This is a genomic window from Congregibacter sp. (assembly GCF_047617445.1).
Taxonomy (GTDB): domain Bacteria; phylum Pseudomonadota; class Gammaproteobacteria; order Pseudomonadales; family Halieaceae; genus Congregibacter.
Genome location: NZ_JBLGBE010000027.1, coordinates 14,354 through 27,291, shown reverse-complemented (window position 1 = coordinate 27,291; position 12,938 = coordinate 14,354). Strand labels below are relative to the sequence as shown.

The window sequence follows — 12,938 nt, the reverse complement described above, 5'->3', positions numbered from 1 at the left end:
TGATACTTCGCCAGGCTAGCAGCCGCCTGAATCAGGGCTTAGCCGCTAATTGGCTCTGACCCTGGCTGATAAGAAGGTTAAGATCATCGCGGAACCCGTCAATTTTTTTGTATAGACGAACACCCTGGTTTTCGCTGCGACTGTTCAGCACATCCACAATCGCTGCTCGCACCACGGTGGTGTTGTGGTCATAGAGTGCCTCGACCTCAGGATCGAGATCAGCCTCCCAGTCATAAACAATCCTTGTCACCCGCTGCTGCCAGCCAGGCTTGCGCTCCAGTGCCTGAGCAAGCTCGGCGGTCCAGGCACTGCGTTCTTGCAACCAGACAGTATCTGAGCGCAGAAGGTCTTCTGTTGCCGTGCGCAGACGCTCTCGCTGAGGCTTGTCTAAGCGTCCCAAATAATCCTCGAGCGTTTCCTCCAGACCTTCAAAAACATCTTCACGCATTTCCTTGTCGTCGCGATCGAGATACTTGCCCTCGTACTTGGCTTGCTTCTTAGCCATCACAGCAATGAAGTCTTCTATTTGCTCATCACTCAAATCCTCACCAAGACGAAGCAGGAACTCAAGGCCAGGGTCGCGAATGCGAAGCCAGGCCTGCTCCGCACGATCAGCATAGTTTTGTAGCTGTACAACGCTCAACGGAGCCGCGAGATCTTCGGCTATATCGTCCAGGAAATCCAAATAACGAGGCAACTCCTCGCGACGATGCCAGTCGAGCAATGCTTCCAGCTGTATATCCAGTTTTTGGGACTGCGCACGCTCCAGATCAACATAGCGATCCAGATACCAGGGAAGAATAAAATCGAGGCGGTTGTAGAAAAATGTCGTACTGCTGCAGGCCGATAGAAACAGCAAAAACGACCACAGAAAATACCGACGCCAAGGTCGCAGTCTCTGCCTAAGCGGAGAGATCACTCGAAGGTCACTCGTACTCAAAGCCATCGGTGGCGAACAGCATCTCGGGATTCCGAAAGCATTTGAACTCCAGATGATTACCCGCGGGGTCGCGCACAAAACAGGTCCGCTGTTCACCGCGACGCCCCGCAAACCTTGTGGCCGGTGCAATAGCGTAGCCGACCCCCCGCTCCTCAAAACGGCGCTGAAGCACATCCCAATCACTCCAATCAAGCACGACACCGAAGTGACTGGCGGGAACGGCTTCTCCATCTACCGGGTTGCGCGCTACCGCCGGTAAATCTTTAGTCTCGACCTTATGGACTACCAACTGATGCCCATAGAAGTCGTAGTCAATCCACCGTGGTGAAGACCGCCCCTGAGGGCAGTTTAAAATCTCACCATAAAAGCTGGCAGCGGCTTCAAGATCGTCCACAGGGAGTGCTAGATGAAACGCAGTGCTCGGCATGATGTCTCCAGATCAACATTACTCAATCAGTATTGTTACGCTGAAGATCATAACGGGTCTTTCGCTCAGGGGAAGCCGCAAGTCGTATTTAGCCTGTGCTAATGTGCGGCGTTTGCTCATGGTGGCCAAGGCATGCTCGGTTTAGAAGAACTTTCACAGCGATTCGTTGATGCCGTTTGGGGAACGCCTTTGGTAGCCCTGCTCCTCGGGGGAGGACTGTTCTTTGTTATCTACTCCAGAGGCCTTCCCTATCGGCACTTCGGCCATGCCGTGGGCATTATGTTGGGACGTCACGACACACCGGACGAAGCGGGTGAGTTGTCCCACGGCCAGGCACTGGCAGCCGCACTGTCGGGGACCATGGGTCTGGGTAACATCGCCGGTGTTTCTCTGGCAATCGTCGCCGGCGGGCCCGGAGCAGTGTTCTGGATGTGGGTATCTGCAGTCGTCGGTGTCGCCACAAAATTTTTCACCTGCACACTTGGCGTGATGTATCGCGGCGAAGACAGCCTTGGACAGTTACAAGGCGGACCCATGTACATTATTCGGGAAGCTTTGCCGAGACAGTTCTATCCGCTGGCGATTCTATTTGCGGTGGCCGGTCTTGTAGGCACGCTGCCCCTGTTTCAGGCAAATCAGCTGACAGCTCTTGTGGGTGACACGATTTTTGAAGGGAACATGCCTGGCTGGGGTGGTCCTGTGATCGGTGTATGCATTGCAAGCTTGGTGGCCGGAGTCATCTTTGGAGGACTGCCTCGAGTCGCCAGCGTCGCTGTAACAGTGCTACCGAGCATGGTGGTGATTTATATGCTGATGACGCTGTATGTCATTGTCAGCAATGCATCTATGGTTCCGGCGGTATTTGCGAGCATCGTAAGCGAGGCATTCACGCCCCAAGCAGCGGGCGGCGGGTTTATTGGCACCTTGCTCATTGGCATCAGCCGTGGCGCGTTCTCCAACGAAGCGGGTGTGGGAACAGAGGTCATGGCGCATGGCGCGGCACGCACCAACGAACCTGTTCGGGAAGGGCTGGTCGCCATGCTCGGACCGGTGATCGACACTTTGCTGGTATGTACCTGCACAGCCCTTGTGATTCTGCTCACGGGTCAGTGGCAAGTGCCGGGAGAATTGTCAGGAATCACGCTGACAGCCAACGCTTTTGTCGGTGAGATGGGCCGAATCGGTTTAATACCTCTGGCTTTCGTCGCCCTGATTCTCAGCACGACAACAATGTTTACCGGCTGGTACTACGGAGCCAAGTGCTTTGGCTTTTTATTCGGGGCACATCTACAACACCATTTTCGTTGGGTATTTGTGGCCACGGTGATAGTCGGTGCCAGCGTGAGTATCGATATGGTGTTCAATATTATTTCTGGCGCCTATGGCCTCATGGCCATACCCACAATGATAAGTACGCTAGTACTCGCGCCTCGCGTCGTGGCCGCTGGTCGGGATTACTTTGCTCGCCACCCCTATTGAGACGAGTGGGTCAGCTGCTACGCGGCTGCGCTGGTAGACAGGCCCGGCGAACGACTTAGCGCGCCAAGAATGGCCAACAGAGACGCCTGCACGATGTCGCAGCTGCGCCCTACGCCGCAGCTGCGATCGCCATCAATATTGAGCTGGATATAACACACCGCCTCGGCATCAGCACTTTGAGACAGCGCATGCTCGCTGTACTCCACCAGTACAATGGATTTACCCACGAAGCGTTCCAAGGCATCAACAAACGCCGCCACAACGCCGTTACCGGTGCCCGCAATTTGCCGGGACTGGGATCCGTCCTGAATCGTCAGCTGTAATTTATCAACGCCGTCGGCACGACTGAGCTGGTAGTCGTGCAAGCGCCAGCGGGGCGTGTCCGGCAAATAGGTCTGCTGGAAGAGACTGTGAATCGCCGAAGAACCGACCTCGCCTTCAGTATCTTCTGCATAAGCCTGTACCGTCGCACTAAAGTCGATCTGCAACCAGCGCGGCAAGTCATAACCGTGATCAGCCTGCATGACATAAGCAACGCCACCCTTGCCCGACTGACTGTTAATACGGATCACCTCTTGGTAGGACCGACCAATGTCCGCGGGATCGATAGGCAGGTAAGCCACACCCCAGGGCTGGCTTTCGTCATCCTCTCGCTTCGTCAGACACTTTTTGATGGCGTCCTGATGACTTCCAGAAAAAGCGGTAAACACCAGTTCCCCTGCGTAGGGGTGCCGTGGATGCACGGGTAACTGCGTGCAGGCTTTCACGGTTTCGATAATTTCATCCATACCAGCGAGGTCCAGCTGAGGATCAACGCCCTGACTGTAGAGGTTCATGGCCATGGTGATAATGTCCATATTGCCGGTCCTCTCTCCGTTACCCATGAGGGTTCCTTCGATACGGTCGGCTCCCGCCATAACACCGAGTTCCGCTGCGGCCACCGCGCAGCCTCGATCGTTGTGGGTATGCAGGGACAGGACAATACTGTCCCGCCGAGCAACATGATCACAAAACCACTCAATCTGGTCGGCATACACGTTGGGTGTGCTCATCTCCACCGTCGCAGGGAGATTAATGATGACTTTTTTGTTCGGCGTCGGATCCCAAACACGAGTCACCGCGTCACAGACTTCAACAGCGTAATCCAACTCGGTCCCCGTAAAGCTTTCTGGGGAGTATTCGAAGGTCCAGTCGGTATCCGGACAACGGCTCGCATAATCTTTGACCAATCGCGCACCGTTCTCAGCAATCGCCTTGATACCTTCGCGGTCTAGACCAAAAACCTGCTCGCGCTGCACGGTTGAAGTAGAGTTGTACACGTGCACTATCGCTCGGGGCACACCTTCGAGAGATTCAAAAGTCCTGGCAATCAGCTCTTCTCTGGCCTGAGTGAGAACCTGAATTGTGACGTCCTGGGGAATACGATTGTTTTCAATGAGATTCCGCACAAAGGCAAAGTCATGGCCCGACGCCGAGGGAAATCCGACTTCGATCTCTTTAAAGCCAAGCTTGACCAACAAGTCCCACATCCGCGACTTTTGGGCGGCGGTCATTGGTTCGATAAGCGCCTGATTCCCATCGCGTAGATCAACGCTGCACCAACCCGGCGCGCGGCGGATCTGACGATCGGGCCAACGCCGAGAGGTCATCGGTACGGGGGGAAACGCGGGATATCGGCGGTAATCAAAGCGGCTCATGTGCAATTCCAAAAAAAAATTTGCTCGTTAGCAATTTATCGTTCAGCAACCCAGGTGATTTTAACAGCGATTGTGCGAACCCTCGCATCCGCAATAACGAATAAAGAAAGGGCTGGCGACGCTGTCCGACAGGCGTACCTTGTGAGCATTGCCGACGGTGGTTGGGGGGTAGCGAACCAACGGCAGGACAACGTGTGCACCAGAGCGACAAATTATAGGCCTGATACGGTAGCTAGATACTGCAAACTAACGCCTCTTTTCATCTATTTATAGTATATAACTCTATCAAACTGTAAATTTAGAGCTAAAATAGCTACACTTAGGCTTTATCGTGGAGGAGCCGGCATTGTCTACGCCCAAACTGGATCGCCTGGATAGACGCATTCTCGAGCGCCTACAAGCCGATGCTCGAATCAGCAACCTGGACCTGGCCGCTGCAGTGGGGCTATCGCCAACGCCCTGCGCCCGGCGTGTTCGCCGCCTGGAGGAATCTGGGCTGATTCGAGCGCATGTCACCTTGCTAGATCAACAGCAGCTCGGGCTAAACCTCACCGCTTTCATCAGCATCAGCATGGATCGACATACTCCGGACCGTTTTGAAGCATTTGAAGAGGCTGTCGGCAACTATCCTGAAGTTGTGGAGTGCAACGTTGTCACGGGCCAAAACTCCGACTATCTGGTGCAAGCCGTAGTTCCAGATATGGCGTACTACGAACGTTTCCTGCTCGGCCGGCTGACTCGCATTCCCGGAGTGACGGGTGTGCACTCAAGCTTTGTGCTGCGCCGGGTAGTCCAACGTACGGCGTTACCGCTGGATCACACGGTGCGCGAGGACTGAACAGCTAGCGCGATAAACCACCCAAAGGCCAGGACGGAATCTGGCCACAGCCCAAGGCTTGATACTCCCGAGTCACGAACTGTTCGCTCAAACCGTTGTTGTCGAGAAACAAATCAACATACAGCGCACAGCGCAAACGTTCCGGCAACGTGTCTTCTGCTGCCAGACGACGTTTGATGTCGTCCACGGTCACAATAATACGCTCCGGACGCACACCACCATCGTCCTTGCTATCGAGCAACATCAACAGCGGCTGATCAACGCTCCAGCTCGGCCATGCCGGCTGCGCCGCGCTTCTTCCGCTGCCGGGACGTCCACTGTAAGCAAACCCTGCCCAGTAGTCGCGCATCGTGCGTCCCAGCGCCTCTCGCTCTTCACGATTGCCCGCGTAAAAGACCCCCGGCACCACGCGACTGATTAAGGGGCCGAACAAAAAATCGAGCTCTAGCGCGTGGGCAGCACCCAATAGCTGAGGCAAATCAATGAGCCAGTTCTTGCGCATGCTGTCCCAGTCAAATCGATAGGCATACAGATCGATCTCGGGGCTGCTTTCACTGATCAGCGATAGGGGAAGGTCAACGCCGGAAGCCTTCCAGCCATCGCTGTGAAAGCGGCTAAGTAAGTCATAACGCTCGACATTTCGCGCGGCCGGTATGAGTCCAAAACGCTTGCCCGTATATCGGTCTGAGAGGGCTAGAAACAATTTCATCTCATCGCGATTACTGCCAACCATCAACGGCATCTGGTTCCAGCGTGTGGGGTCGTTAAACACCTCTGTAAGCGGCTCTTCGGGCAGAACTACCCCATCACGAAACAAAGCCGGCGCAGCATACATGCCGGCAGCCGTGTGAAGCGGCGCCATCAGCTGATCCACACTGAGTCCGCGCAGATACTGCGCGAGTTCGCTCGCAGACATCCGATCAAGGCGCTCTGCGACACTCGCTTGAGCTCCCTGTTCCAACCACGCGAGAGCCAGCGCGTGAGATCCATTGGGGTGCCCTGGCTGGGGATCATCGGCCGGCGTCTCGGCGCGCGCCCGGGTAAAAGTTCCGGGAAAGCCACTCTGAATAATGGCACCGTGAAACAGCTCCGAGGCCAGCGGCGAGGCAAGCAATCCATAAATGTTACGGCCACCGGCAGACTCCCCAAAGACTGTGACCCGCGCCGGGTCCCCGCCAAAATTCTCGATATTGTTTTGCACCCATTTCAGGGCAGCGATCATATCGAGCAAGGCATAGTTACCCGAGGCATCCTCTGCCGAGGCGCCCTCACGCAAGGCGGCGTGACTGAGCCAACCCAAGGGTCCAAGGCGATAGTTCATCGTAACCATCACCACACCCTGCTCTTGCACGAAAGCAGAGCCCTCGTAAGGGACAGCTGAACCAATCGTATTTCCACCGCCGTGGATGTACACCATCACTGGCAGCGCCGCGTCACTTCCAACGCGAGCTGGAGCAAACACGTTCAACGACAGACAGTCTTCGCTGCCAATCAGAGTCCCGGGCTGGGCAGTGGATGCGGACAGACGGCTAGCAAATTGCGGACACACGGAACCAAAGGTGAGGCTCTCTCGGGCATTGAACCAATCCTGGGGTGGCATAGGTGCGCGCCAGCGCTTCTCACCGACCGGTGCTGCCGCGTAGGGGATTCCGAGCCAAACCTGAGCACCCACAGCGCTGCTGCCGCCGAGCACAGGGCCAGACGCCGTGTCGCGAAGAGTGCTCATGTCTGCACTCACGATAAGAGGGCCATCGCCCCGGTCCTGGCGATTCAAAAACAAGCCGCCAACGACCAAAGCCAAACCGGTAATAAGTACTAGCCAACGCATTAGACACTCCTTTGAGCCGGTACTGTAACGCTAGAGGACGCTGCTTAGAACACGCACCCCCCAAAGATGATTTCTTAAGTCGCTGCAGTTTAATCTCTGGTCGAGGCTGTGGTGTAACATTGCGCGCCCATGCACAACCCTAACCACAGTCTACGCCTGGATCCCGAGTCCAAAACAACGCTTGCGTTTCTCGCTGCGCTTGTCGCGCTTGGGCCGCTAAGCGTCGATATGTATCTACCCGCCATGCCTGCGATGCAAAAGGCATTTGATACCGATGTCGTGCATATGCACTTCACTCTCAGCGCCTACCTCTGGGGCTTTGCAGTATTCCACCTTGCCTGTGGCCCTCTGGCAGATCGCTTTGGACGAAAACCGGTACTTATGGCTGGAACAGGCCTGTTTGTGCTCGCATCCGCCGGCTGTGCGATGGCCAGCTCGGTGGAGGAGTTAACCCTTTATCGCTTCATTCAAGGTATTGGTGCCTGCGTGGGCCCTACGCTCGCCCGCACGATTACTCGGGACGTCTTTGGTCCTCGAGGCGCTGCTCGCGCACTGTCTCTAATTGCCATGCTCATGGCTCTGGCACCCGCCATTGCACCGGGACTTGGCGGCCTTCTTCTTGGGTATGTGGAATGGCCTGTGGTGTTCGTTTTCCTTGGCATTTATGGCGCCATCGTCCTCGGTATTATCAGCTATCGAATCCCGGAGACACTGCCCGAGCCGCAAAGCCTTCGCCCCAGGAACATCGCGGCGAACTACATGCTGTTACTTCGAGATCCTGTGTTTTTGCCCATTGCCGGGGCTAGCGCGCTGGTCTACGCGGGCCTCATGGCCTATCTCGCCTGCTCGGGATTTGTCTTCATCAACATGCTGGGCGTCCCGGTAGAGTATTTCGGACTAATCTTTTTGACCTCGGTTTTTGGCTATATGGGCGGTAGCGCGGTAAGCGCCCGGCTCGCTTCGAAATTAGAGCCATCACAACTGATCTTGGGCGGCGGACTACTCGCCACAGGAGCCGTGCTCTGCATGCTGGTAGCGCATCTGCTGGCACCTAAATCCGTCTTTGCGCTGATTTTGCCGATGAGTTTTTACTCCGCAGCACTGGGTCTGGTGCTACCGCAGGCCATGGCCATGGCCATGGAGCACTTCCCCAAAATTGCCGGGACCAACTCATCCTTATTCGGTTTTTTACAGATGGGGCTCTCCGCAGTGATCACCGGGGCAGTGGGCAGCGTATTGGTATCGTCACCGCTTCCTATGATTGTAACTATGGCGGTGACGCAAATCATGGCGCTGCTGTTGATCGTCTACGGTAAAGCGCAACATCAGAAGTATCAGCCTTTTCAAAACCCACCCACGGACCCCAAATCATCATGAAAATTGGCATCATCAGCGGCAGTCATCGCAACGACTCTCAAAGCGAAAAAATCGCTCGTTACGCAGCGGCGCAACTAGAAAAGCAGGGACTGTGCGATGAGACCTATCTGTACACCCTCGCAGACAATCCCCTACCATTCTGGGACGAAGGTCTGTGGAGTGGCGACCCCAAGTGGGACGCGGCAATCGGTGAGCTTCGAGCAGAACTACAAAGCTGTGATGGCTTTATAGTAGTGACGCCGGAGTGGCACGGCATGGTGCCTGCGGGACTCAAGAACCTGTTTTTAATGTTTCCCGGCAGCGGAGAATTGGCTCATAAGCCCGCCCTGATCATCTCTGTATCCGGCGGCGCCGGAGGCGGAGCCTACCCAATTGCAGAACTTCGTATGAGCAGCTACAAAAACAGCAGGATCTGCTACATGCCGGAGCATTTGATCGTGCGTCAGGCGACTCAGGTATTCAATGAAGACAGCGCAGAAAACGACAACGATATGCACGACTATCTGCATGCACGACTCACTTATTGCCTGGAAATGCTCGGCGAATACACACAGGCATTTCAGCAAATTCGAGCAAGCGGCAAGACATCACTAGAGACGTATACAAACGGGATGTAACAGTATGTGACGAGAAGACGACCGGACTTGAAATAGGTCGGTGGTCGGCCCGAATGCGGGCCAAAGAGTACCCGCCGCAATCAAGCGGCGGGTATAAGGGTCATGAACCTGCTCGAGAGACCTGCACTGCGCGCTCTTTTTCAATGAGAAAGTCAGCGATTTTTAGCATGTTTGCCTGACCGCCCGCCTTTCGCGTACTGATGCGATACTTACCGGCAACCATAACCTCTGGTGTCCCGGTGATCTTTGCAGCTCTAGCACGAGCATTCGCCTGACGGCTCTGACTACCAACACCAAAGGAATTGAATGCCTTAGAAAAGTCTTCGCGAGCTACGCCGTGGGTAGCAAACAGGTCGGCAAGCTCGTCCTCATCCGCCAAGCGCTTACGATCAACGTTAATGGCCTGAAAAAGTGGCATGTGCATTTTATCCAAAACACCCAGCGCTTCAGCGGCGTAATAGGCTTTCGCATGAACCTCCATCAGCTCATTCCACATGGCAGGAGAACCTTTGAGAACAACGTCATCCGCTAAACCTTTCTTCCACTGGGATAGCTGTGGCTCAAAGTTGTAGCAGTGCCCGCAGCCGTACCAAAAAAACTCCGTTACTTCGATCTTGTCAGAGCTGCCGCGAATAGCCGGGGAAATTACATCGTAGTGCTCGCCTGCAACGTAATTTTCATCTTGGGCTTGAGCCGACAAAGCAGCCAACTGCATAGCAAGCGTCGCAAAGGCTGCGAAGCAAATACGCTTGAACATGGTGTTCTCCAAATTTTTCAGGTTATGTGTATTTCGACAGACATCCTAACGAAAAGTTCGCTGTTTTGGCACTCCTGAACAATCGCTGGCAGGAGGTAGCTGGACCATTGCGACGCATCACTGTGCAGCGGTCGCGCGGGAAGAGGCCAGTTCGGTGCCTGAAGGCCCTCCACCACCGGAAAGCGAATCCGCTGCGCGGGCCACCAATAGGTGGGCTCAACACCGGGAGCAATATCCCGCCTGTCTTCACTACTAAAAGCCTCCGGTGTTTTATTCAGCGGCGCCCGCTTAAGCAGTTCTACAGTGCGCGCCAAAGACAAGCGGGCGGATAGTACTGTACCGGACTCTCGAATAACCCGCAGGGCACGCAACGCTGCGGCAGCCATCAAATAGCCGGTAGCATGATCAAGCGCCTGTACAGGCAGCGGTGCAGGCGTTTCACCGTCCCCACGAATAATGCCTTCATGGACAATACCGGTACTCGTCTGTACAGGGCTGTCGTAGCCTCATCGACATGCCCAGGGACCACCGCCTCCATAAGCCGATAAGGCCACGTCTATGAGTCGAGGATTGAGCTCCTGACGACGGCTCTGCCCCAAGCCCAGATCGTCAAGGGCCCTCGCGGTAACCATGAATAAACACATCGGCTGTAGCTAGCAGCTGTTCAAAGCGGGCTTTGTCAGCTGTTTCGCGCAGATTTAGCGTCGTCAGGCTCTTGCCCAGAGTCACCTCGGATTCGACATTGACCTCTGCCCAGCCCGGAGGGTCGACACGTAGGACCTCAGCACCAGGTCTTTCATTGGCCTGTGCGATGAAAGCGCAGCTAATTCAGCACAGGCAGCACCTATGCTCGAAACAGCAAGACCGGTGACATCGAAGCAAGAGAGCAAACCGGCGTTATCAACATCCCCATGAGGCACAGAAGTGGAAGAACCCACGGGATGGAGGGCGTTGGCGATTTCCGCCGTAAAGTTCATTGGGGCTTGAGAGATTCTGCACGCCGCACTCCATTTCCCGGAAGACGCAAGAGCCGACTTAAAGCTCCTGCACTCCCCCTGAACGAAAAACGGCCCGCAGTGCGAGCCGTCAGTCTGCGTACCTGGCTATGAAGCTTAGCCTTTACTGAAGGCCCGACACATAAGCCGAGACGGCTTGGATTTCCATGTCTGAGAGACCAAAAGCATTGCTACGCATGATCTTGATATCGCCATCGGTTACGCGACCCGTAGGGTCTTCGTAGCCTTTACGATACGCCTTTAACTGCGCAGAGACGTAATCCGCATATTGACCTCCCAATGCCGGGAAGCCCGCTGGTGCGTTGCCCGCTCCGCGAGCGCCATGACAAGCGATACACGCCGCAACATTACGATCGGCGATCCCTGCACGATAAACCTTCTCGCCCAGTGCGATAAGCGTAGGGTCAGCCTTTTCTACACTGCGCGGCTTGCTACTGAAGTACGCAGCGATATCAGCAAGATCCTGATCCGACATATCGTCAACCTGTCCTTGCATTTGAGCTACCGGGCGCAGACCGTCACGAATATATTGGGTCTGTTGTAGCAGGTACTTTTCACCCAAATCCGCAAGCTTGGGAAACATGGAAACCATGCTGTTACCGTCAGCGCCATGACAGGCGCCGCAGGCAGCAGCCTTCTGCTCGCCCGCAGCGGGATCACCCTTAAGGATGTCCGCGGCCTGCACACTCAATGTGCTAGAGACTGCACCAAAAATGAACGCTCCGAGAATGAGCAGCTTTTTCATAACAACAGGATCCTTACTCTCAATTGCAGACTGATTATTCAGCCGACGTTGACATGTACTTAATGAGTTCCATGTACTCTTCGTCCGAGCAGTCAAAACACATGGCCATAGGTGGCATATTTCCCAGACCGTTCTTAACGGAGGCCATCAATGCATCCATACCTTTGGCCAAACGTGGCTCCCAGGCTGCCGTATCACCGACCTTAGGTGCGCCGGCGACGCCAGCAGAATGACAGATAGCACAGCTCTTGCCGTACTTTTCCATGTTCGGCTGTGCTTGAGCAGCCACGGCAAATACCGCTACCGCAGCGGCCAATATGACTTTCTTCACGGTAAACACCTCCAAGTGGTCAAAGTCGACGCCTTACGTCCAGATATAAAACCTGTGCAAAAGGCCACTCATATTTCTTACCCCCCCATGTCGGAGGGCGCGCTATTATACTCAAGATGGATACCCCAACAAATCACCAAGATGAGCAAATTTTGAACGAGCCCATTAGTAAGCCCAGCTATCGTAAGGCTGAGTTTCTAACCAGCGCCGCCAAAGTGAGTCAATGTCCCGACGATAGCGGCTGGGAAGTGGCGTTCGCAGGGCGCTCAAACGCCGGAAAAAGCAGCGCCATTAACAGTTTGACGCAAAATCATAAGCTCGCCAGGACCTCCAAAACACCGGGCCGAACACAATTAATTAACTTTTTCACGGTCGGTGAGCAGCAACGAATCGTAGACCTGCCTGGCTATGGCTATGCCAAAGTACCGCAAAAGCTCAAGCAGGAATGGACCCGTCAGATGGAAGCCTACCTCCGCGAGAGACAAAGTCTTCGCGGCTTAATCCTCCTTTCCGACTGTCGACACCCACTGCAACCCTTTGACCAGCAAATGCTTGGTTGGGCGGCCGATGCAGAAATGCCGGTACATATGCTCCTTACTAAATGCGACAAATTGTCCAACGGCGCCGGAAAACAAACGCTCCTGAAGGTCCGAGGCAAAGTCGCTCACCTGGGCGACCTGGTGAGCTGTCAGTTATTCTCCGCCCTGAAACACCAGGGGCACGGGGAGCTCATCGCAATCCTCGACCACTGGCTCACCGACACCTCTGTGTTTGATGACGATGTGCCCGCAGAAGATTCTGCCTGGGCATAGCGCCAGCTGATTGCTCGCAACTCACTCCGAACACACTCACTAGCAGGCCATAGCGTTCACTTTCCGAAAAAGCT

At 55.0% G+C, this 12,938-nt stretch carries 13 protein-coding genes and 1 pseudogene; 5 read left to right on the top strand and 9 right to left on the bottom strand.

Features of this window, described 5'->3' with window-relative positions; genetic code table 11:
• Nucleotides 1–31 precede the first annotated feature (31 nt).
• Together ACI9KD_RS08430 and ACI9KD_RS08425 are read right to left on the bottom strand one after the other, a co-directional pair.
• A complete protein-coding gene (locus tag ACI9KD_RS08430) occupies nt 32–946 on the bottom strand; it encodes a DUF6279 family lipoprotein (RefSeq protein WP_414980722.1) in 915 nt (304 codons plus the stop codon).
• Nucleotides 927–1,367 (bottom strand): VOC family protein, encoded by a 441-nt coding sequence (locus tag ACI9KD_RS08425; protein ID WP_414980721.1) that lies wholly within the window; start codon nt 1,365–1,367, stop codon nt 927–929. Before ACI9KD_RS08425 ends, ACI9KD_RS08430 begins: the two co-directional genes overlap by 20 nt.
• 132 nt (nt 1,368–1,499) lie before the next feature.
• Here ACI9KD_RS08425 and ACI9KD_RS08420 point away from each other — a divergent pair, with 132 nt between their 5' ends.
• Nucleotides 1,500–2,846 carry an alanine/glycine:cation symporter family protein gene (locus tag ACI9KD_RS08420; RefSeq protein ID WP_414980720.1) on the top strand — a complete coding sequence of 449 codons (1,347 nt, stop codon included), beginning with the start codon at nt 1,500–1,502 and terminating at the stop codon, nt 2,844–2,846.
• 17 nt (nt 2,847–2,863) lie between these two features.
• On the opposite strand, the gene leuA is transcribed toward ACI9KD_RS08420, so the two are convergent.
• Nucleotides 2,864–4,543 (bottom strand): 2-isopropylmalate synthase, encoded by a 1,680-nt coding sequence (gene leuA / locus ACI9KD_RS08415; RefSeq protein WP_414980719.1) that lies wholly within the window; start codon nt 4,541–4,543, stop codon nt 2,864–2,866.
• Nucleotides 4,544–4,889: 346 nt separating this feature from the next.
• On the opposite strand from leuA, the gene ACI9KD_RS08410 reads away from it, so the two are divergent.
• On the top strand, nt 4,890–5,381 hold the full coding sequence (locus ACI9KD_RS08410) for an Lrp/AsnC family transcriptional regulator (protein WP_414980718.1): 492 nt from the start codon (nt 4,890–4,892) through the stop codon (nt 5,379–5,381).
• Between the two features lie 4 nt (nt 5,382–5,385).
• Here the strand turns inward: ACI9KD_RS08410 and ACI9KD_RS08405 are convergent, their stop codons facing one another.
• Entirely contained in the window at nt 5,386–7,209 is a 1,824-nt protein-coding gene (locus ACI9KD_RS08405) for a carboxylesterase/lipase family protein (RefSeq protein WP_414980717.1), read from the bottom strand.
• Nucleotides 7,210–7,338: 129 nt separating this feature from the next.
• Here ACI9KD_RS08405 and ACI9KD_RS08400 point away from each other — a divergent pair, with 129 nt between their 5' ends.
• Together ACI9KD_RS08400 and ACI9KD_RS08395 are read left to right on the top strand one after the other, a co-directional pair.
• On the top strand, nt 7,339–8,586 hold the full coding sequence (locus ACI9KD_RS08400) for a multidrug effflux MFS transporter (RefSeq protein ID WP_414980716.1): 1,248 nt from the start codon (nt 7,339–7,341) through the stop codon (nt 8,584–8,586).
• Entirely contained in the window at nt 8,583–9,203 is a 621-nt protein-coding gene (locus tag ACI9KD_RS08395) for an NADPH-dependent FMN reductase (RefSeq protein ID WP_414980715.1), read from the top strand. The genes ACI9KD_RS08400 and ACI9KD_RS08395 overlap by 4 nt, the downstream gene beginning before the upstream one ends.
• Nucleotides 9,204–9,303: 100 nt before the next feature.
• Here the strand turns inward: ACI9KD_RS08395 and ACI9KD_RS08390 are convergent, their stop codons facing one another.
• The 5 genes and pseudogenes from ACI9KD_RS08390 to ACI9KD_RS08370 form a co-directional block, all read right to left on the bottom strand.
• Nucleotides 9,304–9,960: a thiol:disulfide interchange protein DsbA/DsbL gene (locus tag ACI9KD_RS08390; RefSeq protein WP_414980714.1), complete on the bottom strand. Its 657-nt coding sequence runs from the start codon at nt 9,958–9,960 to the stop codon at nt 9,304–9,306.
• A 17-nt stretch (nt 9,961–9,977) separates the two neighbouring features.
• Entirely contained in the window at nt 9,978–10,346 is a 369-nt protein-coding gene (locus ACI9KD_RS08385) for a hypothetical protein (protein ID WP_414980713.1), read from the bottom strand.
• A 120-nt stretch (nt 10,347–10,466) separates the two neighbouring features.
• Nucleotides 10,467–10,689 (bottom strand): annotated as a pseudogene (locus ACI9KD_RS08380) (CoA transferase).
• Nucleotides 10,690–11,079: 390 nt separating this feature from the next.
• On the bottom strand, nt 11,080–11,721 hold the full coding sequence (locus ACI9KD_RS08375) for a c-type cytochrome (RefSeq protein WP_414980712.1): 642 nt from the start codon (nt 11,719–11,721) through the stop codon (nt 11,080–11,082).
• Nucleotides 11,722–11,755: 34 nt separating this feature from the next.
• Nucleotides 11,756–12,052 (bottom strand): c-type cytochrome, encoded by a 297-nt coding sequence (locus tag ACI9KD_RS08370; RefSeq protein ID WP_414980711.1) that lies wholly within the window; start codon nt 12,050–12,052, stop codon nt 11,756–11,758.
• Between the two features lie 116 nt (nt 12,053–12,168).
• Between ACI9KD_RS08370 and yihA the strand changes: the two genes are divergently transcribed.
• Complete coding sequence (yihA, locus tag ACI9KD_RS08365; RefSeq protein WP_414980710.1) at nt 12,169–12,864, top strand: ribosome biogenesis GTP-binding protein YihA/YsxC; 696 nt, start codon at nt 12,169–12,171, stop codon at nt 12,862–12,864.
• The last annotated feature ends 74 nt before the right edge of the window (nt 12,865–12,938 follow it).